Source organism: Streptomyces sp. McG3, from assembly GCF_018619185.1.
Classification (GTDB): Bacteria; Actinomycetota; Actinomycetes; order Streptomycetales; family Streptomycetaceae; genus Streptomyces.
The window spans coordinates 1-23,686 of record NZ_JAAXYC010000008.1 but is presented as its reverse complement, the minus strand read 5'-3'; the positions used below and the strand labels follow the sequence as shown (position 1 = coordinate 23,686).

The window sequence follows — 23,686 nt, the reverse complement described above, 5'->3', positions numbered from 1 at the left end:
CCCCCCTTCCTGCCCGGAGGGCCGCGATGAAGTTCCCCTCACCCGGGAGGACCCCACATGCGTTCGCACCTGCTCAACAACACGACCGCGGAGCACTATCGGCACACCCTCCTCGCAGGAGTGGAACGGGTCGCGGCCACGCTCGCCGCCACCGAACGCCCCTTCAGCGGGGTCGGTGTCGACGAGCTCTCCCCCGTCGTCGACGCGATCGACCTCGACCGACCGCTGGGCGACGCAGCCGCCGCCCTCGACGAGCTCGGTGAGGTCTACCTCCGCGACGCCGTCTACTTCCACCACCCCCGCTATCTGGGCCACCTCAACTGCCCGGTCGTCATACCCGCCGTGCTCGGCGAGGCCGTGCTCTCCGCGATCAACTCCTCCCTGGACACCTGGGACCAGAGCGCGGGCGGCACGCTCATCGAGCGCCGCCTGATCGACTGGACCACCGAGCGGATCGGGCTCGGCCCGGCCGCCGACGGCATCTTCACCAGCGGCGGTACGCAGTCCAACCTCCAGGCCCTGCTGCTGGCACGGGAGGAGGCGAAGATCCGGCCGGAGCACTTCACCCGGCTGCGGATCTTCACCTCCGAGTGCAGCCACTTCAGCGTCCAGAAGTCCGCCAAACTCCTCGGCCTCGGCAAGGACGCCGTCGTCTCCGTCCCCGTGGACCGCGACAAGCGCATGCGGACCGTGGCCCTCGCCCGCGCACTGGAACAGTGCGTCGCCGAGGGCTCCGTCCCCATGGCCGTCGTCGCCACCGCCGGCACCACGGACTTCGGGTCCATCGACCCGCTGCCCGAGATCGCGGCGCTCTGCGAGCAGTTCGCCACCTGGATGCACGTGGACGCCGCGTACGGCTGCGGGCTGCTCGCCTCCCGTGAACGGGGCGGACTGCTGAGAGGCATCGCGCACGCGGACTCGGTCACCGTGGACTATCACAAGTCCTTCTTCCAGCCCGTGAGTTCATCGGCGGTGCTGGTCCGCGACCGGGCGACCCTGCGGCACGCGACGTATCACGCGGAGTATCTGAACCCGCGCCGGATGGCCGAGGAGCGGATACCCAACCAGGTCGACAAGTCCCTCCAGACGACCCGCCGGTTCGACGCGCTCAAGCTGTGGATGACGCTGCGCGTCATGGGCGCGGACGGCATCGGCGAGCTGTTCGACGAGGTCTGCGACCTGGCCGCCGAGGGGTGGCAGCTGCTCGCCGCCGACCCGCGCTTCGACGTGGTCGTCGAGCCGCAGCTCTCCACGCTCGTCTTCCGCTACATCCCGTCCGGCGTCACCTCCCCCGACGAGGTCGACCGCGCCAACCTCCACGCCCGCAAAGCGCTGTTCGCCTCCGGCGAGGCGGTCGTCGCGGGCACCAAGGTGGGCGACCGCCAGTACCTGAAGTTCACCCTGCTCAACCCCGAAACGACCGTGCACGACATCGCCGCGGTCCTCGATCTGATCTCCGGCCACGCCGAGAAGTACCTGGGAGACTCCCTTGACCGCGCTTCCTGAACCCCACGACTTCATCGGGATCGGGCTCGGCCCGTTCAATCTCGGCCTGGCCTGCCTGACCGAGCCGATCGACGAGCTGAACGGCGTGTTCCTGGAGTCCAAGCCGGACTTCGAGTGGCACGCCGGGATGTTCCTCGAAGGGGCCCATCTCCAGACCCCGTTCATGTCGGACCTGGTCACGATGGCCGACCCGACCTCGCCGTACTCGTTCCTCAACTACCTCAAGGAGCGCGGCCGGCTCTACTCCTTCTACATCCGGGAGAACTTCTACCCGCTGCGGACCGAGTACAACGACTACTGCCGCTGGGCCGCCGCGCGACTGAGCAGCATCCGGTTCGACGAGACCGTCGAGACGGTGACGTACGACGAGGGCTCCGAGCTCTACACCGTGCGCACCGCCTCCGGAGAGCTGTTCCGCTCCCGGCACCTGGTCCTCGGCACCGGTACGCCGCCGCACATCCCGGACGCCTGCCAGGGGCTCGGCGGGGACCTCCTGCACAACTCCCGTTACCTGGAAGGGAAGGCCGACCTCCAGAAGAAGAAGTCGATCACCCTGGTCGGCAGCGGGCAGAGCGCGGCGGAGATCTACTACGACCTGCTCTCCGAGATCGACACCTACGGCTACCGGCTCAACTGGGTCACCCGCTCCCCGCGGTTCTTCCCGCTGGAGTACACCAAGCTGACGCTGGAGATGACCTCCCCGGAGTACATCGACTACTTCCACGCGCTGCCCGAGGAGACCCGCTACCGGCTGGAGACCGGGCAGAAGGGGCTGTTCAAGGGCATCGACGGGGAGCTGATCGACGCGATCTTCGATCTGCTCTACCAGAAGAACATCGCCGGACCCGCACCGACCAGGCTGCTGACCAACTCGGCCCTCGTCAGCGCGCGTTACGACGCCGAGGGCGGCGCGTACAGCCTGGGACTGCGCCAGGAGGAGCAGGGCAAGGACTACTCCCTGACCACCGAGGGCCTGATCCTCGCCACCGGCTACCGGTACGAGGCCCCCGCCTTCCTCGCCCCGATCCGCGGGCGGCTGCGCCACGACAGCCGGGGCCGCTTCGACGTGGCCCGCAACTACAGCATCGACACCACCGGGCGCGGGGTCTTCCTCCAGAACGCCTCGGTGCACACCCACTCGATCACCTCGCCCGACCTCGGCATGGGCGCCTACCGCAACGCGTACATCATCGGCGAGCTGCTCGGCCGTGAGGTCTACCCGGTTGAGAAGTCCATCGCCTTCCAGGAGTTCGCCGTATGAGCCGCCCCGACAAACCCCGCCCCGACGGACTCGGCGCCTTCGCCGTCCGCCCGCTGGACCCCGCCGCCGACGCCGCGCTGGTGCACGGCTGGGTGACCCACCCCAAGGCCGCGTTCTGGCTGATGGGCGACGCGGGACTCGCGGACGTGGAACGGGAGTACCGGTCCATCGCCGCCCACCCGCACCACGACGCGTTCATCGGGCTGCACGACGGCGTGCCCGCCTTCCTGATCGAGCGCTACGACCCCACCGAGGTCGAGTTGAAGGGGCTGTACGAGGCGGAGCCCGGCGACATCGGGATGCACTTCCTGGTCGCCCCCACCGACACCCCGGTGCACGGCTTCACCCGGGCCGTGATCACCACCGTGCTGGATTTCCTGTTCGCCGACCCGTCGGTGCGCCGGGTCGTCGTCGAGCCCGACGTCACCAACAGCGCGGTGCAGGCCCTCAACAAGGCGGTCGGATTCGAGGTGCTCCGGGAGATCGCCAAACCGGAGAAGGACGCCCTGCTCAGCGCCTGCACCCGTGCGCAGTTCGAAGCAGCAACCGGAGGTAACGACCGATGACGACCGCCCTCACCGACAGTGTCGCCCACCTCTCCCCCGGGCGCTGGGCCACCGCAAACCGACTGCTGGTGCGCAAAGCACTGGCGGAATTCAGCCATGAACGGCTGCTGGCCCCCACGCCGCTCGGCGACGGCCGCTACACCGTCCGTAGCGACGACGCATCCACCGAGTACCGTTTCACCGCGCGCCTCTTCGCCCTGGACCACTGGCAGATCGACGCCGAGACCATCACCCGGCACCGGCACGGCTCCGAACTCCCGCTGGACACCCTGGAGTTCTTCGTCGAGCTGCGGCACACCCTCGGGATCTCCGCGGAGGTGCTGCCGGTCTACCTGGAGGAGATCTCCTCCACCCTGGCCGGAACCGCCTACAAACTCACCAAGGAACCGGTGACCTCCGGCCAGCTCGTCGCCGCCGGATTCCAGGCCATCGAGACCGGGATGACCGAGGGCCACCCGTGCTTCGTCGCCAACAACGGGCGGCTCGGCTTCGGCGTGGACGAGTACCGGGCGTACGCCCCCGAGGCGGCCTCGGAGATCCGGCTCGTCTGGCTGGCCGCCCACCGGGACCGGGCCACCTTCACCGCGGGCGCCGGCCTCGACTACGACGCGCTGGTCAAGGACGAGCTGAGCGAGGCGACCCGGGAGCGGTTCGACGGCGCGCTGCGCGGGCTCGGTCTCGACCCGGGCGACTACTTCCTGCTGCCCGTCCACCCCTGGCAGTGGTGGAACAAGCTCGCGGTCAGCTTCGCCGGAGAGCTGGCGGCGCGGCATCTGGTGGTGCTCGGCGAGGGCGAGGACGGCTATCTCGCCCAGCAGTCGATCCGCACGTTCTTCAACACCGACCACCCGGAGAAGCACTACGTCAAGACGGCGCTGTCGGTCCTGAACATGGGCTTCATGCGCGGCCTGTCCGCCGCGTACATGGAGGCCACCCCCGCGATCAACGACTGGCTGGCCGGTCTGATCGAGCGCGACGACCTGCTGCGCGGCCTCGGGTTCTCGATCATCCGGGAGCGGGCCGCGATCGGCTACCACCACCGGTCCTACGAGGCGGCCACCGTCAAGGGCTCCCCGTACCGGAAGATGCTGGCCGCCCTCTGGCGCGAGAGCCCCGTGCCGGGCCTCCGGTCCGGCGAGCGGGTCGCGACGATGGCCTCGCTGATCCACACCGACCACGAGGGCGGCTCGGTGGCCGGGGCGCTGATCGCCGAGTCGGGCCTGGACCCGCGGGAGTGGCTGCGGCGCTACCTGGACGCCTATCTGGTGCCGGTGCTGCACAGCTTCTACGCCTACGACCTCGTCTACATGCCGCACGGCGAGAACGTGATCCTGGTCGTGGAGGACGGTGTCGTCACCCGCACGATCTTCAAGGACATCGCCGAGGAGATCGCGGTGATGGACCCGGACGCGGTGCTGCCGCCCCAGGTCGAGCGGATCCGGGTCGAGGTCCCCGAGGACATGAAGGCGCTGTCGGTCCTCACCGACGTCTTCGACTGCTTCTTCCGCTTCCTGGGCGCGGGCCTGGACGCCGAGGGCGTCCTGGACGAGGACACCTTCTGGCGGACGGTCGCCGCCTGTGTGCGCGACTACCAGGGATCCGTGCCGTACCTCGCGGAGAAGTTCCGGAGGTACGACCTGTTCGAGGCGGAGTTCGCACTCTCCTGCCTCAACCGCCTCCAGCTGCGCGACAACCAGCAGATGGTCGACCTCAACGACCCGGCCGGAGCGCTCCAGTTGGTGGGCCGTCTGAAGAACCCGATAGCCGGGTTCTGAGCCCGGCCGCCGGATCGCGGCGGCCTCCCGACCGGTGAGCGCCCGGGGACGGTCCCCCGGGCGCTCGCCTTCTCCGGCGCGGCCCGGAGGCCGGCTGGCAGAATCACGGACATGGCAGAAATCATCCAGCGGGACGGAACGTGGACGTTCGACGGGGACACCGTGCGCATCGTGCCGGGGGGAAAGGCGCACCCGGTCCGGCAGGAGCTGGGTGAGATAGCCGTACCCGTGCAGGCGGTGGCGGGCATCTCCTTCGAACCCGACCGCAGGGGCGGACGGCTGCGGCTGCGGCTGCGCGGCGGAGCCTGCCCGGTGCTGCGGGCCGCCGACGGCCGGCTCAAGGACGGCGCCGACCCCTACGTGCTGACCGTGGAGAAGGACCGCACGGGGGTCGCGGAGTACTTCGTCGACGAGGTCCGCAACGCGCTGCTGATCGAGCAGGTGCCGGACGGCCCCGTGGACCGCTTCCTGCTGCCGGGCCCCGAGCTGCCCGTCTCCGGCGGGGGCGGCGACGGGACGGCGTCCTTCGACGGCGAGAGCGTCCGGCTGACCTGGAACTGGAAGGCCGAGGAGTCCAAGACCGCCGGGGGGCAGACCACCTTCCCGCTGTCGCGGATCGCGGGCGTGCGGTGGATGCCGTCGATCGGCCTGGAGAACGGCTATCTGCGGTTCGAGCCGGTCGAGGGGCCCGTCTCGGCCCCGCCGAAGTACGACACGTACGCCCTGGACCTGTGGGGGATCTCCAAGAAGGAGCACACGGCGGTCCTGGTCGCGGCGGCGGTGCTGATGCGGCTGCCCGGGACCCGTGCGGTGCCGGCCGCCCCGGAGGCGGCCCCCGCCCTGGCCAAGGCGGCCGGGCCGGCCCCCGCCGCGCCGCCCGCGGGCGACCACGACACGCTGCTGCGGCGGCTGCGGGAGCTGGGCGAGCTGCACCGGGCCGGAGTGCTCACCGACGAGGAGTTCAGCGCCGCGAAGCAGGCCGTTCTGCGCAGCATGTGACGCGATCGGACAGTCTTCCCCGCCCCTCCTGCCCGATATCGGGCAGATTTCTTGCATAAGCGCGCCCCGGCAAGCAATATCGACGGGTGCTTGAACGCCGCTCGTCCCACGACGACCTCATCGATCACCTCGTACGCTCCACCGCGCTCCAGCGCGGCGAGGCGGCCCGGGTGATCCTCGACGTGCTGGCGTACTTCGACGAGAGCACCGACGACTTCGTCCGGCGCCGCCACCGCGAACTGCAGTCCGGCGGCCTGGTCAACACGGAGATCTTCGAGCGGATCGCGGCCGAGCTGCCGCACCGCGCCGTGGCGCCGCCGGAGCTCTCGCTCCGCCAGCTGCGCCGCATCGTCTACGGCTGACCCCCGGGTCGGCCGGGCGTCCGTGCGGGACGCCGAACGGGAATGCGTGTACGTCGATGGAGGGGCAGAGAACACATGTGCGGGATCGTCGGATACATCGGAAGGCGTGACGTCGCTCCACTGCTGCTGGAGGGCCTGCAGCGGCTGGAGTACCGGGGCTACGACTCCGCGGGCATCGTCATCACCGGCAAGGCGGCGGCGGGCAAGCCGGGCGCGCTGAAGATGGTCAAGGCCAAGGGCCGGGTCCGCGAGCTGGAGGCCAAGGTCCCCAAGCGCTTCGCCGGCACCACCGGCATCGCGCACACCCGCTGGGCCACCCACGGCGCGCCGAGCGACGAGAACGCCCACCCGCACATGGACGCGGAGAACAAGGTCGCCGTCGTCCACAACGGGATCATCGACAACGCCTCCGAGCTGCGCGCCAAGCTCACCGCCGACGGCATCGTCTTCCTCTCCGAGACCGACACCGAGGTGCTGGTCCACCTGATCGCCCGCGCCCGGGCCGAGACCCTGGAGGAGAAGGTCCGCGAGGCGCTGCGCCACGTCGAGGGCACCTACGGCATCGCCGTGCTGCACGCCGACTTCAACGACCGCATCGTGGTCGCCCGCAACGGCTCCCCGGTCGTCCTCGGCATCGGCGAGAAGGAGATGTTCGTCGCCTCCGACGTCGCCGCCCTGGTCGCCCACACCCGCCAGGTCGTCACGCTGGACGACGGCGAGATGGCCACCCTGAAGGCCGACGACTTCCGTACGTACACCACGGAGGGCTCGACCACGACGGCCACGCCGACCACCGTGGAGTGGGAGGCCGAGTCGTACGACATGGGCGGCCACGACACGTACATGCACAAGGAGATCTCGGAGCAGGCCGACGCCGTGGACCGCGTGCTGCGCGGCCGGATCGACGACCGGTTCTCCACCGTGCACCTGGGCGGGCTCAACCTGGATGCCCGCGAGGCACGCGGGGTGCGCCGGATCAAGATCCTCGGCTGCGGCACCTCGTACCACGCGGGTCAGATCGGCGCCCAGCTGATCGAGGAGCTCGCCCGGATCCCCGCCGACGCCGAGCCGGCCTCCGAATTCCGCTACCGCAACCCGGTCGTCGACCCCGACACCCTGTACGTCGCGGTCTCCCAGTCGGGTGAGACGTACGACGTGCTGGCCGCCGTCCAGGAGCTGAAGCGCAAGGGCGCCCGGGTCCTCGGCGTGGTCAACGTGGTGGGCTCCGCGATCGCCCGTGAGGCCGACGGCGGTACGTACGTCCACGCGGGCCCGGAGGTCTGCGTGGTCTCCACCAAGTGCTTCACCAACACCGTGGTCGCCTTCGCGCTGCTCGCCCTGCACCTGGGCCGGATCCGTGACCTGTCGGTCGCGGACGGCAAGCGGATCATCGACGGGCTGCGCCGGCTGCCGGAGCAGATCAGCGAGATCCTGGCGGGCGAGGACGAGATCAAGCGGCTGGCGGCGGAGTACGCGGACGCCAAGTCGATGATGTTCATCGGCCGGGTGCGCGGCTACCCGGTGGCCCGTGAGGCCTCCCTGAAGCTGAAGGAGGTCTCGTACATCCACGCCGAGGCCTACCCGGCCTCCGAGCTGAAGCACGGCCCGCTCGCGCTGATCGAGCCCGCGATGCCGACCGTGGCGATCGTGCCGGACGACGACCTGCTGGAGAAGAACCGCGCCGCGATGGAGGAGATCAAGGCCCGCAGCGGCCGCATCCTCGCCGTCGCCCACCAGGTGCAGGAGAAGGCCGACCACACCATCGTCGTGCCGAAGAACGAGAACGAGCTGGACCCGATCCTCATGGGCATCCCCCTCCAGCTGTTCGCGTACCACACGGCCCTCGCGATGGGCCGCGACATCGACAAGCCGCGCAACCTGGCGAAGTCCGTGACGGTCGAGTAGACGGCGGTGCACAGACCTTGGGCCCCGTACCTTCGTGAAGACGGTACGGGGCCCAACGCGTGCCGCTACAGGGCCTCCTGGCGGCCCATCAGGAAGCGCGGGGGCCTTCGGGGATCCGGGGCTCTCAGGGAATGACGATGACGGGGCGTTGCGCCCGGCGGGCGAGGCGGCCGGCCACCGACCCGAAGATCCGGCCGACGATGCCGTGCGTGGAGCCCACGACGATCGCGTCGGCGGCGTACTCCCGGCCGACCTCCTCCAGTTCGTGGCAGATGTCGCCCCCGCGCTCGACGAGCACCCAGGGCACCTCGGAGAGGTAGTCCGCGCAGGCCAGCTCCAGGCCGAGGACCTCGGTGCGGTGATCGGGGACGTCGACGAAGACGGGGGGCTCGCAGCCTGCCCAGACCGTGGTCGGCAATCGGTTGGCGACATGGACGATGATCAGGCCGGAGCCCGACCGGCCGGCCATGCCGATGGCGTAGGCGAGAGCCCGCTCGCTCGACGTGGAGCCGTCGAAACCGACCACGACTCCGTGCCGGAAGGCGGGATCGCACGCATGGCGTGCTTCTTCGACCGTCCGCGGCTCCGACCCTGGGTCGGCTACCGGCTTGCGGTCTTTGGGTTCAGGGATTTCGTGACCGGCCATCGGTGTCTCGGCGAAGAGAATCCTCGTGAGGAGGGAACGGTTTCGAGAGGTGCATCAGCTGGTGGTGAAGCTCTGTCCGGGAATCATCTTCCCAACCCCATACCCCCAAGGGTACGGCGTCACTCCTCCATCGCCCAGACCCCCGCAAAAGCGTGCGCGACGCTGCAGGGAGCATGCCCGAGCCTGTCCGCGATGGCAATGCCGGTTGTGTCGTACACGGGCCTCGGAGGGGGCGAACACCGCCGGCCGTCCTGTTTTCCGCGACGGTCGGCGGTCGCCCGGCGGACCCGGCGGCGAGGCCCCGACCCGGTCCCTGTTGGCCACACCGCCGGCGGGCCGTCACCCCGGGACGTGACGCCGAGGCGAGCCCGGCGCGGTCGCCGTTCGAGCCGAACCGGGCGACGATGCCCGAACCGGCGGCCGACGGGGCCCGGAGCGGCGGTCGGCCGGGCCCGCCGGACCGCCCCCGACCGGCGCCCGACACCCGCGGTTCTCGGGCCCCACGGCCCATCGGTCGGTAATCCGGCCCTGCGGGACCTCGGCCCCGCCCACGTCACAACGGCCCGCCCAGTCCCTCCGCGGCGGTCCGAACACGCCATGGTTCACGGCGGCGAGGGAGCGCACCGGCGCGGCCGTCACACAGCGGTTGTGCGCCCGGCGTGACCGGATACAGCACACGCAACCAATGGTTTCAAGCCAACTTCACCTGGGTGCCGAACCCTTCGCGGGATGGCCGGACACCCCACCGCCCACCAGGCAGGAACGGACCGCGCGGTACGCTTTCACCCGACGCGGACGGGCCACGTTGTCGAAGGGCACTTCCCTGTGCGCTTCGCGAGTGAAACGCTTCGTGATCGAACGCTTCACGCCACGTTTCCTTATCGACATTGAGCTGGTGGGGGAAGGTGTCACGGCGGGACCACGCGACGCAGTAGATTCGATCTTGGAAATCGGAGACTGGGGACACGTGCGACACCGAGGGGAAACGTGCAGGAGCGACAGGCCCGTAAGGACCAGGGAGACGCGAACACCGAGGGGGGCTTAGCGTCATGAGCCAGGACTCCGCCGCCGCGACGGAGGCCGCACGCAAGCTGACCGGGCGGCGACGCCGGGAAGTCGTTGCCGTGCTGCTGTTCAGCGGCGGCCCTATCTTCGAGAGCTCCATCCCGCTCTCCGTTTTCGGAATCGACCGGCAGGACGCGGGAGTTCCCCGCTACCGCCTGCTGGTCTGCGGCGGCGAGGAAGGACCGCTGCGCACCACCGGTGGGCTCGAACTCACCGCGCCGTACGGCCTGGAGGCGATCAGCAGAGCCGGCACCGTGGTGGTGCCCGCCTGGCGGTCGATCACCTCGCCGCCGCCCGCCGAGGCACTGGACGCGCTGCGGCGCGCCCACGAGGAGGGCGCCCGCATCGTCGGTCTGTGCACGGGAGCCTTCGTGCTCGCGGCCGCCGGCCTGCTGGACGGCCGGCCGGCCACCACACACTGGATGTACGCGCCGACGCTGGCCAAGCGCTATCCGTCGGTGCACGTCGATCCGCGCGAACTGTTCGTGGACGACGGGGATGTACTCACCTCCGCCGGCACCGCCGCCGGGATCGATCTCTGCCTCCATATAGTCCGCACCGACCACGGCACGGAAGCCGCCGGGGCACTCGCCCGCAGGCTCGTCGTGCCGCCACGGCGCAGTGGCGGGCAGGAGCGCTACCTGGACAGGTCTTTACCGGAGGAGATCGGCTCCGACCCGCTCGCCGAGGTCGTGGCCTGGGCCCTGGAGCATCTGCACGAGCAGTTCGACGTGGAGACGCTCGCCGCGCGCGCCTACATGAGCAGGCGGACCTTCGACAGGAGGTTCCGTTCGCTCACCGGCAGCGCACCGCTGCAGTGGCTGATCACCCAGCGGGTGCTGCAGGCGCAGCGGCTGCTGGAGACCTCCGACTACTCGGTCGACGAGGTCGCCGGCCGCTGCGGCTTCCGCTCCCCGGTCGCGCTGCGCGGGCACTTCCGCCGCCAGCTCGGCTCCTCCCCCGCCGCGTACCGGGCCGCCTACCGGGCCCGTCGTCCGCAGGGGGTGGCGGAGAGCGCCGCGACGGTGGTCGAGACGATGGTGCCCAGCCAGGGGCCACCGTCCGGACGCCGGGGCTCGCCCCTGTCCTCCGCGGCCGTCGCGGTGGCGGCGTCGGTGGGGTCCGGGGAGCTGTCCCTGCCGGGCCCTGACGCGTACGTTCCCGGACGCCCGGCCCTGCCGGGACAGCGGAGTGCCCCGTAGGGTGGGGCGCATGAACGACCGCATGGTGTGGATCGACTGCGAGATGACCGGGCTCTCGTTGACGGACGACGCACTCATCGAGGTGGCCGCCCTGGTCACCGACTCGGAGCTGAACGTGCTCGGCGAAGGGGTGGACATCGTGATCCGCCCGCCGGACGCGGCCCTGGAGACCATGCCCGAGGTGGTGCGGCAGATGCACACCGCCTCGGGCCTGCTCGACGAGCTGGCCGGGGGTACCACCCTGGCGGACGCCGAGGAGCAGGTCCTGGCCTACGTCCGTGAGCAGGTGAAGGAGCCCGGCAAGGCCCCGCTCTGCGGAAACTCGGTCGGTACCGACCGGGGGTTCCTGGCGCGGGACATGCGGGAGCTGGAGGGCTACCTCCACTACCGGATCGTGGACGTGTCCTCGGTCAAGGAGCTGGCCCGGCGCTGGTATCCCCGGGCGTACTTCAACAGCCCGGCCAAGAACGGCAACCACCGGGCGCTGGCGGACATCCGTGACTCCATCACGGAGCTCCGCTACTACCGGGAGGCGGTCTTCGTGCCGCAGCCCGGCCCGGACTCCGAGCGCGCCAAGGAGATCGCGGCGCGCTTGTCGGCCCCGGCCGCACCGTAGGAACCCGCTGGTCACGGGCGCGAAAGCGCCCGTGGACCGGCCCCGGGAAACGGGGGCGCGAGCACCCTCCCGGACCCTGTACACTTTTTCTCGGCCGGTCGGAAACGACCGGGCGACATGGTGGGTATAGCTCAGCTGGCAGAGCACCTGGTTGTGGTCCAGGATGTCGCGGGTTCAAGTCCCGTTACTCACCCTTAAAGGGGAGGCCTCTGACCTGCGGAAACGCAGGTCAGGGGCTTTTTCGTGTTCCGGGCTGACCAAACCACGGCCAAACGCGGCCGGATTTTCGACCTAGCGTGCGCCCCATGGCAACGATCAGGAAGTGGCTCCGCAAGGACGGAACGGCGAGTTACCAGGTCCGCTGGCTACAGGGAGAGCGGCGGCGGTACCTGGGAAGCCGAAAGGTTCGAGGACGTGGAGCAGGCCGACGCGTTCAAGAAGCTCGTCGACGCCCACAAGCAGGAGTGGCCCTAGGGGTGGATCCCCGGCCAGGGCTTCGTCGAGCCCGAGCAGGACCCTGACGACGTGCTCCTGACCGACTGGGCCCGGCGCTACGTCGACCGGCTCACCGGTATCGACCCGCGGACCCGGGTCGACTACCGGCGCGAGGTGGACCGGCACATCTCCCTCATGGTGCACACCAGCCGATCGGGATTGATAATGCCGGCCACCATCGGGAACATCACCGCTGACGACGTCCAGGACTGGGTTCGGCTTCAGGAAGCAGGCCAGCCGGACGCGAAGGCAGGGCGGTGGTTCCGTCGACCGGCCTCGCCGAAGTCCACAGCCAATCGCCACGGCCTGCTGTGGTGCATCGTGCAAGCGGCGATCGATCATCAATACAGAATTCACGGCCCCCGATGTGGCCCCTGAGTCCGCTTGGTTCAAGTCCTCGTACAGCGACGGCACCGGAGGTGCCTGCGTCGAGATCCCCAATCTGACGAACCATGTCGGTATCCGCGACTCGAAGGACAAGATCGGCCCCGCACTCGTCGTGCCGGCCGCCGCCTGGACCTCGTTCGTCGGGCTGATGCGCTCCGGCGACCTCGATTCCGGTACAGCCGAGCACTAACCAGAAAGCGGCCTGGCGTTCACCGCCTCGATCGCCTGACCCGCACCACCGAGCGATTGATGCCCCGCGCGAAGCCACCGCGCGGGGTATCTACCGTCTCGACTCGAACGAGCGTACGCGCACCACGGGGCGCGGTCCCCGGACTGCGCCCGTTAAAGAGACCGCAGTGATACAGCGGTCTGCAACTCCCTGACCCCGGTGGTGCGCGGGTGCCGCCCTGCCAGTTCGGCAACGATGCGGCGGATGGCAGGCCGGTCTCGGACTTCTCCCGGGCTGGAGCGGTATGCGGTCAGCAGCGCCTGGGCGGTCTGCGCGGGACGCTGCCAGGCCCACCAGGCCCGAGCCATATCGGTGCCCAACCGTGCCTTCCGCTCGGCCGTCGGGAACTGCTCGGGTCGCAGGTCCCTTCCGGCCTCCAGCGCGGCCCCGGCGTCACCGAGCGCCCAGTGGACGCCGACGGCGTACAGGTCAACGGCGGCAGGGGTGATGGGGAACAGACGGCCGACAGGGGCGTTCGGCGGCAGCCGGCGGGCAGCACGACGGGCTTCTTCGGTCATCGCCAACGCGTCCGTCCGGTGCCCCCCGCGAGCAGCGGTGTACGCCAGAGTGCAGAGCATCTGCGCGTACGCGGACGCCGAAGCGTCGGTACGCAGGCCCGTGGCCTCCACTCCGGTGGCCGCCGCCCTTATGAGGCGCTGGGCTTCCTCAGAGCGGTCCTGGTGACGCAGCACGATCGCCAGCTCTCGGGCTGCGGCTGCGGACGCGAGAGGCGAGCCGGATACCTCGGCCCAGGTGCGGGCGCGGTCCGCGGTGAGCCGGGCCTGCTCGTACGAGCCGAGCTTGCTCAGCACCGAGGCGGTCAGACTGTAGACGGACGAGAGCCGGGCCTGATCGAGCTCCCGGCGCGACGACGCGGCGGAGTGGCCATCACCGATGAGGCCGGGCAGCGCGGTGAGGAGACGCCCGTGCGCGCCCTTGTCGTACAACTCACGAGCGGTGGCCAGCCGGGCGTCGAGCGAACCGCCGCCGGTGGGGCTGGGGGTGTCGGCCAGGGCTTCGTCCAACCCCGGCAGCAGGGCGGCTGGTCCGGCAACCGCCGTGGCGGTGATCAGCGTGCGGCGGCGCATCGGGTCCTCCTCGGCGTGCGGACTGGCCGTCACTCTAGTGGCCGCCGACGCGGTCGGGGCGGGTGGCGCCAGGGAACGCACCAAGACGTGTCGTGGGACGCCGACTTCCAGTGCTGCACGGTGCACCAAGGCCAGGTCGGCCACCCTGTTGCGGCGCTCCAGCCGGGACACCGTGGCGGCTGAGCAGCCGATCCGGTCCCCGAGGGCGGCGAGAGTCCAGGCGCGGTGTTCGCGGCCGAGACGGATGAGCGCGCCGGGGCGCCGCTGCGCGGCTAACTCGCGCACCATGGGGGTGTTCCAAAGGTCACCAGGCACAGGTCCCCTCCCACGCCGCACGACCGGGGCCCCCACCGTACGGTCGGCAGACGGGGCCGTCGAGACCGCTTGCACGACGTGCAAAGCCTTTGCACAGCCGGCCGTTGGCCCCCGCTGGGCGGGGCGGCGCGGTGTCCTGGGTGCAGTGCCCCGGACCGCGGGGCCTCGTCCATCGGAGGCATCATGGCAACGGCTGTTGCAACCTCTCCGGTCACCGACCCGATCCGCTCTGCGCGGGACGTCGTACCGGCCGACCTGTGGGACAAGCAGGTCGGGCTCCTCATGCGCGAATACCCCTACGACTCGGTCATGGCGGCCCGGGTCCTCGGACAGGGCTACGCCTACCTGCTGACCGCGATGAATCACCGGGGCCAGGCGCTGGGACTCGCACCCAGCAAGATCGTCGACATCGGTGTCCACACGATCATCCTGGACACTGTGGCCTACGCCACGCTGTGCGAACGCTTCAACGGCGGACACTTCCTGCACCACGTTCCGGACATCGACTTCAAGAACGACGGCTCCGTGCTGCGGACGGCGGACCTGATCGCAGCCGACGGCTGGGATGTCGACCTGCCGCTGTGGGCGGACGCCGCCGACTGCGGCCCCTGCCACCCCGGCAACGACTCGCACTGACTCACACTGGGCTGAACGCCCCGCCGGGCCCCGCGCCGATTCTGACCGGGGCCCGGCTCTCACGTGGGTGAGATTCCCCGGAGCCGGCCCGGCGACGGACGGCAACCGCCAGGATGATGCGGGTGATCACCACCACAGACCTCTGGCACCACTACGGCCGCAAGCATGCCGAGCACAACCGCGCCGTCCCCGGCACCTTCCACTGGATCTGGAGTCAAGACGGCGGCCCCGGCCCCGAGCTGTTGGGCGACCTGGCGGGCAAGGTCGTCGGAGACCTCGGAGCAGGCGCTGCCCGGCAGGCCGCCCACCTCGCGACCCGTCTTTCCCCCGCCCGAGTTGATGCCGTCGATGCCTCACCCGCGCAGTACGCCATGGCCACCGGCCTATTCGGCCACCTCGCGCCGCGCCTGCGCATCATCGGGTCCGATGCCGTGAAGCATGCACGGACGGCGCCCGAGACGTACGACGTGCTGTACAGCGTCTTCGGCGCGGTCGACTTCACCGACCCGCACGAGCTGCTGCCGTCCGTGGCCACAGCACTGCGTCCCGGCGGCCGGCTGGTGTTCTCCACGCTCGCCCACTACCTCGGCGGCGCACCTGCGGCAGGAGACGTCATGCCTGCCGACGTCCCGGCAAGAACCCCTGGCGGGGAGGCGACCACGATGCGCCGCTGGGTACTCCAGGAACAGGTCTGGACAAAGGTGCTCGACGAGGCCGGGTTCACCCGGATCGGCATCGACAGGCTGCCGTCGACCACTGACGCGCCGCGCAGCGCGGACACACTGCTCGTGACCGCCGTCCGGCAGGCTTGAGCTGAGGGCTCCGAATGCCGCTGCCCTCGGGCCTGCGGATTAACCTCTTAGGCGACGAGGCTGTGGTGCCCACCCCTCTCATCGTTCCGCTGCCCACTCGCTTGGGGGTACGCGAGGCCCAGCAAGTCAGCCGTCACAGGTCAATCAGTACGACGGCGGTCATCATCACCCATGCCACTGACATTTCCCTGAAGAGGTAGCTCGCTTGAGCCCGGATCCATCGCTAAATGCCGGCGCATCCGGGCCCTGGGCCAGGTACCCGATCAGCCCGCCCCTTCGGCCACTGTCGGCCCGCCGGTGGCCGGCCCGGGGCCGGCCACTGACCGGTCAGGCAAAGTCCTCGTCGCGGTGGGCATCCCCGATGCGGGAGCCCACCGCGCGGGCCAGCGCCTCCACCGTCAACTCGACACGGCACCCCTCTGCGATACCAGTGCGCCGCGTACACCGCTCGGCATGGGGTGCGCGGCACGCATGCGCCTCAGCTGGGAGTCGGCTTCCCTCAGCGTCTGGAACGTCACCGCCGACCTGGGCCCGGCCGCCGCGGAGGTGCACCTGCCTCCTGGCCTGCCGCACCGGCCGACTGGCCGCGTCTGGCCCACCCGACCATCCACGAGGTTCTCGGCCTGTACACCGCCCTCACGGTCACGACCGCCGCCCTCAACATGTTGAACCACCTCGCCCGGGTCTGACGGAACCGCGGAAGACCGCCCCGCGCTGATCAGGCGGGCCGACTTTTGCCGTACACCCAAACCTGTGACTGGCCCCGGTGGTTCCTGGTGCTGCTGGCCGCGCTGGTGCCCCTGGCCAGTGCGGAGCTCGGGTACGGGTTGACCGCTGATGCCCTGCGCTATCGCACTCTGACCGGGTGTGATCTTGTGCCGCCCCCGGCTTCGCCATCGTCCGCAGGCACACAGATACTGCAGACACCGGCGCCGCAAGGCCGCGATGGGACACAATGCGCTCATGCTGACCCCGCACCCGGGCGTCGGCACCGGGGAGCGGGAGAACACGAACAGCGTGGATGAGGCACGGGCATTGCTGGCCGACTACGGCCAGTGGGCCACGGACGACACCGTAACCGATGCGGAGAAGTACGCAGCTCTAGCCGAGCTGGTGGCCGCTCTCTTGAGTCAGGTCAGCGCCGATGGAGCCGTGCAGCGCGTCGACCTTGAGGGGCTTCCCGGGCTCGGCTTCGAGTACGAAGGGCGGGACTATCTGCTCAGCCTGGCCATCGGCGCGAAGGATGCTATGGGCCGGGCGGTGCTCTCCGCACGCCGGTCGGGGCTGGAGTCCGAGCGGTGGGCTCTGCTGTGGTGGACAGCCACGGTCACGCCCGACGACGAGGATCTGGACCGGGTCGAGGACGCCGTGCGGGGTTTCGGCGTGGTGCTGGACCGAACTCATCTGGACGCGGCCGTGGCCGGCCTGCGGTCCCTGCCGGAGCTGATCCGCGACACCTTCCGGCAGCGCCAGCCACACGTTGAGCTCGCTCAGCTGCTGTGCACCGCCTCCCCGCCGGACCATGCATGGCCGATGACGCCTGCGGCGCGTCTGAGCCCAACGGTTCGGGTGGAGATGCAGGCTCAGGCACCGCTGGCCGCTGAGGTGCTTTTCATGGGTCGGGCCTTGGCGGATGCTCCCTCGGGCCTCACAGTCCTTTCGTGGCCGGGCGGGAACGGCCGACCGGGCGGAACCAGCCTGCTGATCACCGGCGCCCACGGTGTGTCGTCGATCGGCATGCGCGGGGCCGCGCTCTGGCGCCTGAAGCTGTCCGGGTGTCACGGAGCCGCGCTGCTTCAGCCCGACGATGCGCTGCTGGTGATGTGCGGGTCGGCGCTGGTCCGCTGGCACGAGGGCGCACTGACCGTCCTGGCCGGTGCCTTTGAGGAGGGAGCCCAGCTGCTGGCGGGCCCAGGCGGGGAGCCGTGGGTGCTTTCCGGTTCCGGTGTCACGTTCGGTGCCGGTGACGGCACGCTCGCTCTGACCCGCGTCGGTGGTGAGCTCGGCAACCAGCTGCGCTACCCCATCGCCTTCGAGGCAGCGGTCCGGTCGGCCGTCTGGCTGGAAGGGCGTCGCTTTTTCCTCGCAGCGGGCGGGAGCAGTGCCGTGGTGGACCTGGGACGGAGCACGGATGCCGGCCGCCGTGAGGACTGGATTCCCACCGCCGGACACTACCCGGCGCACCTGCTGGCCGACGGGCGCGGCAGCGTGCTCAGCGCCTCCCCCGACGGGTCGGGCAACCACGTCCTGCTGCACCGCACTTTGATCGCAGACCGCTCCGCCGAGACGATGGCCGATCTCCGGCTCTCCCAGGTCTTCGGCCTAGGTTCTGTCCGGCGGATCATGTGATCGCCTCCCGTGGGCCATCGTGGTGGTCGTGGGGCGGGGCGATCTGACGAACGACGAGTGGGTGCAACTTGCCCCACATCTGCCGAAGACCGGGCGCCGGGGTGGACGTTGGATTGATCACCGAACGGTAATCAACGGGATCCTGTTCCGCGTCCGCACAGGTGTCCCGTGGCGGGATCTGCCGGAGCGGTTCGGGAGCTGGAAAACCGTGTACGAGCGCCACCGCCGGTGGTCGGCGGACGGCACCTGGGAAAGGATCCTCCAGGCCGTCCAGGCCGAGGCCGACTCTCAGGGGTGCATCGACTGGAGCATGGTGAGCGTGGACTCCACCTCATGCCGGGCCCACCAGCACGCTGCCGGTGCACCACGCAGAACACCCCGTATACCGAAACGGAGATCAACGCCCCGGCAGCACCGTCCCGACGAAGGACTCGGCCGGTCCCGGGGCGGTCTGACCTCCAAGATCCACCTAGCCGGGGAGGGCGGCCGCCGTCCACTGGCCTTCCTGATCACGCCGGGTCAGTGGGGCGACAGCCCTCAGCTGGTACCCGTCCTCGAACGGATCCGGATCAAGCGCCCCGGCGTTGGTCATCCGCGCACCCGCCCTGACCATGTGGGCGGCGATAAGGCGTACAGCTCTCGCCGCAATCGCTGCTACCTGCGCAGACGGCAGATCAAACACACCATCCCGGAACCGAAGGACCAGCGGGCCAACCGTCGGCGACGCGGCAGCCGAGGAGGCCGACCCGCTGGCTTCGACAAAGAGATGTACAAGCGCAGGAACGAGGTCGAGCGCACGATCAACCGACTCAAGCACTCCCGGGCTGTGGCAACGCGGTATGACAAGCGCGCCTACGTCTTCCATGGCACCGTCACGATCGCGTCGATCCGCCTTTGGCTCAGGCCGTGATCAGTCGGCTTCCAGAGCGTCGGCCCGCTTCTTGAGGTCCTCTGCAATGTGGTCCCAGTCCCGGCCGTGCATCCACAGATTCTCGGCAGCCTCCCGCAGCAGTGCCGGTTCGTCCGGCCGCTGCAAGAGCACCAGCCGATAGGCCAGATTTCGGATCCAAACAGGCAAGCAGCCATCCACCACGTGCGGACAGAGTTCACGAAGCATGGCAAGGATCGAATCCGCGTCGGCGAACGTCAGCTCCTCGACGAAATGGTGCTCCCCGTGTTCGAGCCCGCACTCCGACGTGGGTCGGTACTCGTCTCCGTAGAGACATCTGGCGTGCTCCGTCAGGGTGCTGTGCATGGCCTGAAGCCTATGCCGCCATGATCCGCCGGACAGAACCTAGCCCAGACCGACAACGCCGATGGGCCTGTCTACCTGCTCGCCTCCCTCCCGGACAACCACCCTTCCAGCGTCCGCCCTGTCGTGGTCAAGCTCACCAACCCCCAGCTGGCCACTGAGTCCCCCGAAGGGGACACCGCCCTGGTCGGGGCGGGGGCGCAGGAGTACGGGCAGGTGAGCGGCTCCGCCCGTGGAGAGAAGAAGGACTACCGGCTCGAACGACTGCCGCTGGCGGAGGGCGGGCAGGCCGAGGTCTTCCGTGCTATACACAAGGCATCGCGCGTCGTCGTGGCGTTCAAGCGCCGCTTGGGTAAGGGGTCCCGGGAGCGTCGGCGCATGGCCCGGGAGATCGAGCTTGCGCAGCGGCTGGGCGGCCACCCTCACGTGATGTCGGTGCTCGACTTCAGCCCGGATCACGCCTGGTTCGTGATGCCAATGGCCGAGGCCACCGCCCAGGACCTACGCTCTGAGCTCCAGGAGGCAGGCAGGCTTCGGGCCTTGGTGGACGCCGTCGCCTCGGCGCTCACCGCAGCGCACGAGCACGGGTGGCTGCACCGGGACATCAAGCCGTCCAACGTCCTCTACCTGGAGGACCGGTGGGTGCTGGCCGACTGGGGCATCGCGCGCCGACCACGCGGTCAGACCAGCGACCTGGGCGTCCTCACCCACGGCGCGATCGGCACCGAGGGGTTCGCCGCCCCGGAACTGTCAGTCGGTGCGCACGAGGCGACCTTCGCGAGCGACATCTACAGCCTCGGCCAGCTCATCGGGTGGATCCTCACCGGTACCTGGCCCCAACCCAACGTCCCGCTGCTCCCGCCGCCGGGCCCGTGGTACGGCGTCGTACGCCGGGCCACGCATCTCACCCCTTCCCGCAGGCCCCAAGACGTCGGTGCCTTCCTTGACCTGGTTGAGAGGGAGACGTCCCCGGCCGTCGGGCTGCCTATCGTCCGCGCCCGGCGGCTGCTTGAGGCCGCAGCCGCCGGCGAGGTGGCGGCAGCTGGGCAGCTGCTCGACCTCGCGGCCGACCGACCCGGCGACTACGAGCTCTACCTGGAAGCAGTCACCGCGCTCGACATCAAGGCCGCCCGCCCTGTGCTGCTGTCGGACGCACCACGGACGGTTACGGTGTTCAGGGCACTGGCCTCCCATGCCCGAGGAGACGAGCACGGCAACTGGCCGCGGGTCGAGGAGATAGACCGAGCCATCTGCTGGCTGCTGGCTGCTGCCACCGCCGCAGGACGGAAAGAGCGGTGGGCCCTCCTGGATGCCGCAGCGGACAGCATGTGCGAGTGGGACGGCGCGTGTGATCAGTGGAAGCCGCAGAACTTGATCAGGGAGTGGCTGCGCACCTTGAAGGGGCAGCCCGCGGCTGTGGTCGCCTCGGTCCTGCGCCAGCACCCGCACAGCGCACGGCACTTCGCCGAGCTCACCGACGAACGCGGTGTCGATGTGAGCCTGCGAAGTGCGATCTACGCGGCCCTCGCCGAGCTCGGCTGAATCAGGTCCGGCGGCCAGCGGCAGGTGGATCCCGCCGTTCATAAGGGATCGGATCACGCCCGGCCGACGCGTCTACAGCACCTACCCCGACCCAGGGTCCGCGGTCCGGGCAGGACTGGAAGGTGTGCACGCCTGGGGCCAGTCCGGTAAAAACGTCGCATGTGGTGGAAGCGGGCGCGGTTGAGTGTCCTGACAGTAATTGGTGCGGGGCTGCTCTGCGGAGTGTTGGCTGTTGTTTTCACTCCACTCACTGGGCGTCTGGCGCGCTGGGTGACGAGCGATGATTGGTCTGCTCTGGACGCTGCTGCACGGGCAGCGGCCGTGGGCCAGTTGCGTCTTGCTGTCGTTCAGGTTGTTGCTGCTGTCGGGGCCGGCATCGCCCTGACCTATACGGCCCGTACGTTCCGGCTCACTCGGCGGGGACAGGTCACCGATCGCTTCACTAAGGCGTTGGAGCGGCTGAGTTCGAGCGAGCCGTATGTACGTCTCGGAGGTGTCCTGGCGATGGAGCAGATTGTGCAGGATGCGCCGGATCAGGGCGATCATGCGGCGCGGGTACTCAATTCCTTTGTGCGCAAGCATTCCCAGGCCGCGGTGACGTCGCGGCTTGAGGCGACGAAACTGGCCGAAAAGCCGGAGGAGCATGTCCAGGAGGCGCTTCGTGCGTTGACGGTGGAGCGCCCTCGTGGTGGCAGTCGTGTGCCTGTGAACCTGGCCCGTCTTCATCTGCGCAAGGTGCAGCTGGTTGATGCGCATCTGAACGGTGCGCGGCTGGAGGGCGCCACTCTCAGAGATGCAGACCTGCGCGGTGCGAAACTCAAGGGTGCCGATCTCACCGGCGCGGATCTCACCGGCGCGGATCTGTCCTCGGCACTGGGGCTGACCGTCGCGCAGCTCCTTCAGGCTGGCAGTCTGCTTGGGTGCCGACTGCCGGCGGCTGTTGCCGCAGACAGCGCAGTCGCTGCACGCCTCACCCCGAGCGTGTGAAGGCCCCCCTTGAGCGGTCGTGAACATGGTGCACCGGAGGCGGTGGGTTCAGGCTTCTAGTGCCCAGTTCGCGATGGGTTCCGGCAGGCGGTCCAGGACCTGGGTGCGGGTGGTCAGTTCGCGCAGGTTCTGCCAGAAGCGGCGTCTGATCATCTGTGGTGTCGTGGCGTGGAGCTCGGCCAGACGCTGCTCAAGCGGGGCTACGGCTCCTGGGCGGGTCGCACCGGTGGCCCGTCTGCTGGCGGGAAAGTCGGTCTCGGGCAGTAGGCGTTGGAGGGGGAGGGTGGCGAGGGCCTCGTCGGGCATGGCGGCGTTCACCGAGAAGTAGGCGCCCATGTTGATGGCCTGCTTTCGCTCGGCGGGGCTGCCGAGGAACCAGTGCAGGATGATCCCCGGATGCGGGTGGCTGGTGAGCAGGTCCATCAGAGGGCCGGTGCGTCCGCTGCTGTGCAGTGAGAGGATGACCGGTTCGTCATGTGCGGCGGCAAGGATCTGAGTGAGTACGGAACGCTGCAGTTCGAGGCTGCCGCGGCGGTCGAGGCCGACTTCTCCGATGAGGCAGGTCTGCTGCAGTGTGGTGCGGAACTGCTGCGGGGTGAAGGCTTTGAGAGCGGCGGGCACCGCCGGGTGCACGCCAGTGCCCCAGACCAGGGTGGTGTCCCGGCGTCGGAGGGCGTGGCTGGCCTCGGCCGGTGTGCGGGACACCGCGAAGACAACGGCCCCGTTCAGTGCGTCGATCTGGGGGGCGGTCACATCGGGGGCGATGTGGGCGTGACAGTCCAGCGCGGGGAGCTCGTTAGGGAAGAGGGACACGGCTCAGTTCCTGAAGGCCTCGCTGACACAGTTCCACGATGGCGTCGAAGTCGGTCTCCGGGGGCAGATCACCCACGGCAAGAATATCGATCTCGTCGATGCCGCTGAGGACAGCTTGTTGGACGTCCGTGAGGTCTTTGCGGCGGTTCCTGAGCAGCTTCTCACGCGGGGGGCCTGCAAGGTGGTCGACGAGGTACACGGTGGGGTCGGAGTGGGGGCCGGCGGTGAAGGAACCTCGGCGCACCAGACAGGCCACGCATAGGCCGCAGTTGAGGTTGGCGTTGCCGCCCGGGTAGCGGGCTCCGTCGAGTTTGCCGCAGGACAGTGTCGCGGCTGCCGCTGCGAGGAGCGCGTCCCCGGCCTGGTCGTGGGCCCGTTGCAGTAGCTCTCCCTTGGTGCAGTGGAGATAGGGGTTGGCGATGGTGACGGGGATGTCGAGGGCGGCTAGGAGGGCGTTGAGGCGATGGAAGGTTCCGGGGTGGGTGGACCGGGTGGTGAGGGTGCCGCCGCGTGCGGTGGTCAGCGGTGGGTTGATGCTCGTGAATCCGTTCTCGGGCACCGTGACCTGCGGGCTTGAGGCGGTGGCCGCGGTCGCGGCTGCGAGCGCGGCGAACAGCAGGCTCCGGCTGCGGGAGGTGGGTTCAGCCGGGCCGTTCTGGCGGATCTTGATGGTGCGGTGTCGCAGAGGATGGGAGGCATGGCTGCGCAGCCAGAAGCTGGCGGTGGTCTGTGCGCGGCGTACCGCGGTGCTGCCGTCGTAGTGGCTGAGGTGGATCCGTTCGGTGCCGTCCTGAAGTTGGTCGATGGCACCGCACAGCGAATCGAGGCCGCCGCTGAGGAGCATGACGTCGTCGGCGGGTGGGAGGGGGGTCTGGGCC

The 23,686-nt window shown here is 69.6% G+C and carries 21 protein-coding genes, 1 tRNA gene and 1 pseudogene; 18 read left to right on the top strand and 5 right to left on the bottom strand.

The annotated features are described in order from the left end of the window. Positions 1-57: 57 nt before the first annotated feature. The 7 genes from HET64_RS02600 to glmS all read left to right on the top strand — a co-directional run bounded on the left by HET64_RS02600 (position 58) and on the right by glmS (position 8,374). Entirely contained in the window at positions 58-1,506 is a 1,449-nt protein-coding gene (locus HET64_RS02600) for an aspartate aminotransferase family protein (RefSeq protein WP_215101757.1), read from the top strand. After that, the gene (locus HET64_RS02595; protein ID WP_215101755.1) at positions 1,490-2,767 is read left to right on the top strand and encodes a lysine N(6)-hydroxylase/L-ornithine N(5)-oxygenase family protein; all 1,278 of its coding nucleotides are present in this window, start codon (positions 1,490-1,492) and stop codon (positions 2,765-2,767) included. Before HET64_RS02600 ends, HET64_RS02595 begins: the two co-directional genes overlap by 17 nt. Beyond that, positions 2,764-3,333 carry a GNAT family N-acetyltransferase gene (locus HET64_RS02590; RefSeq protein ID WP_215101753.1) on the top strand — a complete coding sequence of 190 codons (570 nt, stop codon included), beginning with the start codon at positions 2,764-2,766 and terminating at the stop codon, positions 3,331-3,333. Before HET64_RS02595 ends, HET64_RS02590 begins: the two co-directional genes overlap by 4 nt. Then, positions 3,330-5,108 (top strand): IucA/IucC family siderophore biosynthesis protein, encoded by a 1,779-nt coding sequence (locus HET64_RS02585; protein WP_215101752.1) that lies wholly within the window; start codon positions 3,330-3,332, stop codon positions 5,106-5,108. Before HET64_RS02590 ends, HET64_RS02585 begins: the two co-directional genes overlap by 4 nt. A 111-nt stretch (positions 5,109-5,219) precedes the next feature. Continuing rightward, positions 5,220-6,107, top strand: a complete 888-nt coding sequence (locus HET64_RS02580) for a DUF4429 domain-containing protein (protein WP_215101750.1) — start codon at positions 5,220-5,222, stop codon at positions 6,105-6,107. Positions 6,108-6,193: 86 nt separating this feature from the next. Continuing rightward, positions 6,194-6,469 carry a hypothetical protein gene (locus tag HET64_RS02575; protein WP_003968990.1) on the top strand — a complete coding sequence of 92 codons (276 nt, stop codon included), beginning with the start codon at positions 6,194-6,196 and terminating at the stop codon, positions 6,467-6,469. Between the two features lie 75 nt (positions 6,470-6,544). Next, positions 6,545-8,374, top strand: coding sequence for a glutamine--fructose-6-phosphate transaminase (isomerizing) (glmS, locus tag HET64_RS02570; protein ID WP_215101748.1), 1,830 nt, complete (start codon positions 6,545-6,547; stop codon positions 8,372-8,374). 124 nt (positions 8,375-8,498) lie between these two features. Here the strand turns inward: glmS and HET64_RS02565 are convergent, their stop codons facing one another. Further along, a complete protein-coding gene (locus tag HET64_RS02565; protein WP_026290787.1) occupies positions 8,499-9,020 on the bottom strand; it encodes a universal stress protein in 522 nt (173 codons plus the stop codon). Positions 9,021-10,069: 1,049 nt separating this feature from the next. Between HET64_RS02565 and HET64_RS02560 the strand changes: the two genes are divergently transcribed. The 5 genes from HET64_RS02560 (at position 10,070) to HET64_RS02540 (ending at position 12,975) form a co-directional block, all read left to right on the top strand. Continuing rightward, complete coding sequence (locus HET64_RS02560) at positions 10,070-11,287, top strand: helix-turn-helix domain-containing protein (RefSeq protein ID WP_018959415.1); 1,218 nt, start codon at positions 10,070-10,072, stop codon at positions 11,285-11,287. Between the two features lie 10 nt (positions 11,288-11,297). Further along, positions 11,298-11,903 carry an oligoribonuclease gene (gene orn / locus HET64_RS02555; RefSeq protein WP_215101746.1) on the top strand — a complete coding sequence of 202 codons (606 nt, stop codon included), beginning with the start codon at positions 11,298-11,300 and terminating at the stop codon, positions 11,901-11,903. 120 nt (positions 11,904-12,023) lie between these two features. Beyond that, a tRNA-His gene (locus HET64_RS02550) sits at positions 12,024-12,096 on the top strand. A 332-nt stretch (positions 12,097-12,428) separates the two neighbouring features. Beyond that, the gene (locus HET64_RS02545) at positions 12,429-12,776 is read left to right on the top strand and encodes a hypothetical protein (protein ID WP_215101744.1); all 348 of its coding nucleotides are present in this window, start codon (positions 12,429-12,431) and stop codon (positions 12,774-12,776) included. Beyond that, a complete protein-coding gene (locus HET64_RS02540) occupies positions 12,766-12,975 on the top strand; it encodes a DUF397 domain-containing protein (protein WP_215101742.1) in 210 nt (69 codons plus the stop codon). Before HET64_RS02545 ends, HET64_RS02540 begins: the two co-directional genes overlap by 11 nt. A 152-nt stretch (positions 12,976-13,127) precedes the next feature. On the opposite strand, the gene HET64_RS02535 is transcribed toward HET64_RS02540, so the two are convergent. Continuing rightward, entirely contained in the window at positions 13,128-14,390 is a 1,263-nt protein-coding gene (locus HET64_RS02535) for a helix-turn-helix transcriptional regulator (protein ID WP_215101740.1), read from the bottom strand. Between the two features lie 210 nt (positions 14,391-14,600). Between HET64_RS02535 and HET64_RS02530 the strand changes: the two genes are divergently transcribed. The 4 genes from HET64_RS02530 to HET64_RS02515 all read left to right on the top strand — a co-directional run bounded on the left by HET64_RS02530 (position 14,601) and on the right by HET64_RS02515 (position 19,124). Then, positions 14,601-15,053, top strand: a complete 453-nt coding sequence (locus HET64_RS02530; RefSeq protein WP_215101738.1) for a hypothetical protein — start codon at positions 14,601-14,603, stop codon at positions 15,051-15,053. Positions 15,054-15,175: 122 nt separating this feature from the next. Continuing rightward, entirely contained in the window at positions 15,176-15,865 is a 690-nt protein-coding gene (locus HET64_RS02525) for a class I SAM-dependent methyltransferase (RefSeq protein ID WP_215101736.1), read from the top strand. A 963-nt stretch (positions 15,866-16,828) separates the two neighbouring features. Then, positions 16,829-18,214, top strand: a complete 1,386-nt coding sequence (locus HET64_RS02520; RefSeq protein WP_215101734.1) for a hypothetical protein — start codon at positions 16,829-16,831, stop codon at positions 18,212-18,214. 28 nt (positions 18,215-18,242) lie between these two features. Beyond that, on the top strand, positions 18,243-19,124 hold the full coding sequence (locus HET64_RS02515) for an IS5 family transposase (RefSeq protein WP_215101732.1): 882 nt from the start codon (positions 18,243-18,245) through the stop codon (positions 19,122-19,124). Here the strand turns inward: HET64_RS02515 and HET64_RS02510 are convergent, their stop codons facing one another. Continuing rightward, positions 19,125-19,469, bottom strand: a complete 345-nt coding sequence (locus HET64_RS02510; RefSeq protein WP_215101730.1) for a hypothetical protein — start codon at positions 19,467-19,469, stop codon at positions 19,125-19,127. Positions 19,470-19,592: 123 nt separating this feature from the next. Between HET64_RS02510 and HET64_RS02505 the strand changes: the two genes are divergently transcribed. Beyond that, complete coding sequence (locus tag HET64_RS02505) at positions 19,593-21,008, top strand: serine/threonine-protein kinase (protein WP_215101728.1); 1,416 nt, start codon at positions 19,593-19,595, stop codon at positions 21,006-21,008. A 159-nt stretch (positions 21,009-21,167) separates the two neighbouring features. After that, on the top strand, positions 21,168-21,995 hold the full coding sequence (locus HET64_RS39570) for a pentapeptide repeat-containing protein (protein WP_285801820.1): 828 nt from the start codon (positions 21,168-21,170) through the stop codon (positions 21,993-21,995). Positions 21,996-22,043: 48 nt separating this feature from the next. Here the strand turns inward: HET64_RS39570 and HET64_RS02495 are convergent, their stop codons facing one another. Both HET64_RS02495 and HET64_RS02490 read right to left on the bottom strand, forming a co-directional pair. Beyond that, a complete protein-coding gene (locus tag HET64_RS02495; RefSeq protein WP_129856943.1) occupies positions 22,044-22,808 on the bottom strand; it encodes a TatD family hydrolase in 765 nt (254 codons plus the stop codon). Next, positions 22,792-23,686, bottom strand: a pseudogene (locus tag HET64_RS02490) (hypothetical protein); the annotation flags it as partial. The gene HET64_RS02495 and the pseudogene HET64_RS02490, both read right to left, overlap by 17 nt.

Coding starts and splice junctions, on each gene's coding strand:
- HET64_RS02600 (WP_215101757.1), top strand. CDS start 58: ATGCGTTCGCACCTGCTCAACAACACGACCGCGGAGCACTATCGGCAC.
- HET64_RS02590 (WP_215101753.1), top strand. CDS start 2,764: ATGAGCCGCCCCGACAAACCCCGCCCCGACGGACTCGGCGCCTTCGCC.
- HET64_RS02585 (WP_215101752.1), top strand. CDS start 3,330: ATGACGACCGCCCTCACCGACAGTGTCGCCCACCTCTCCCCCGGGCGC.
- HET64_RS02580 (WP_215101750.1), top strand. CDS start 5,220: ATGGCAGAAATCATCCAGCGGGACGGAACGTGGACGTTCGACGGGGAC.
- glmS (WP_215101748.1), top strand. CDS start 6,545: ATGTGCGGGATCGTCGGATACATCGGAAGGCGTGACGTCGCTCCACTG.
- HET64_RS02565 (WP_026290787.1), bottom strand. CDS start 9,020: ATGGCCGGTCACGAAATCCCTGAACCCAAAGACCGCAAGCCGGTAGCC.
- HET64_RS02560 (WP_018959415.1), top strand. CDS start 10,070: ATGAGCCAGGACTCCGCCGCCGCGACGGAGGCCGCACGCAAGCTGACC.
- orn (WP_215101746.1), top strand. CDS start 11,298: ATGAACGACCGCATGGTGTGGATCGACTGCGAGATGACCGGGCTCTCG.
- HET64_RS02535 (WP_215101740.1), bottom strand. CDS start 14,390: ATGGTGCGCGAGTTAGCCGCGCAGCGGCGCCCCGGCGCGCTCATCCGT.
- HET64_RS02530 (WP_215101738.1), top strand. CDS start 14,601: ATGGCAACGGCTGTTGCAACCTCTCCGGTCACCGACCCGATCCGCTCT.
- HET64_RS02520 (WP_215101734.1), top strand. CDS start 16,829: ATGCTGACCCCGCACCCGGGCGTCGGCACCGGGGAGCGGGAGAACACG.
- HET64_RS02510 (WP_215101730.1), bottom strand. CDS start 19,469: ATGCACAGCACCCTGACGGAGCACGCCAGATGTCTCTACGGAGACGAG.
- HET64_RS39570 (WP_285801820.1), top strand. CDS start 21,168: ATGTGGTGGAAGCGGGCGCGGTTGAGTGTCCTGACAGTAATTGGTGCG.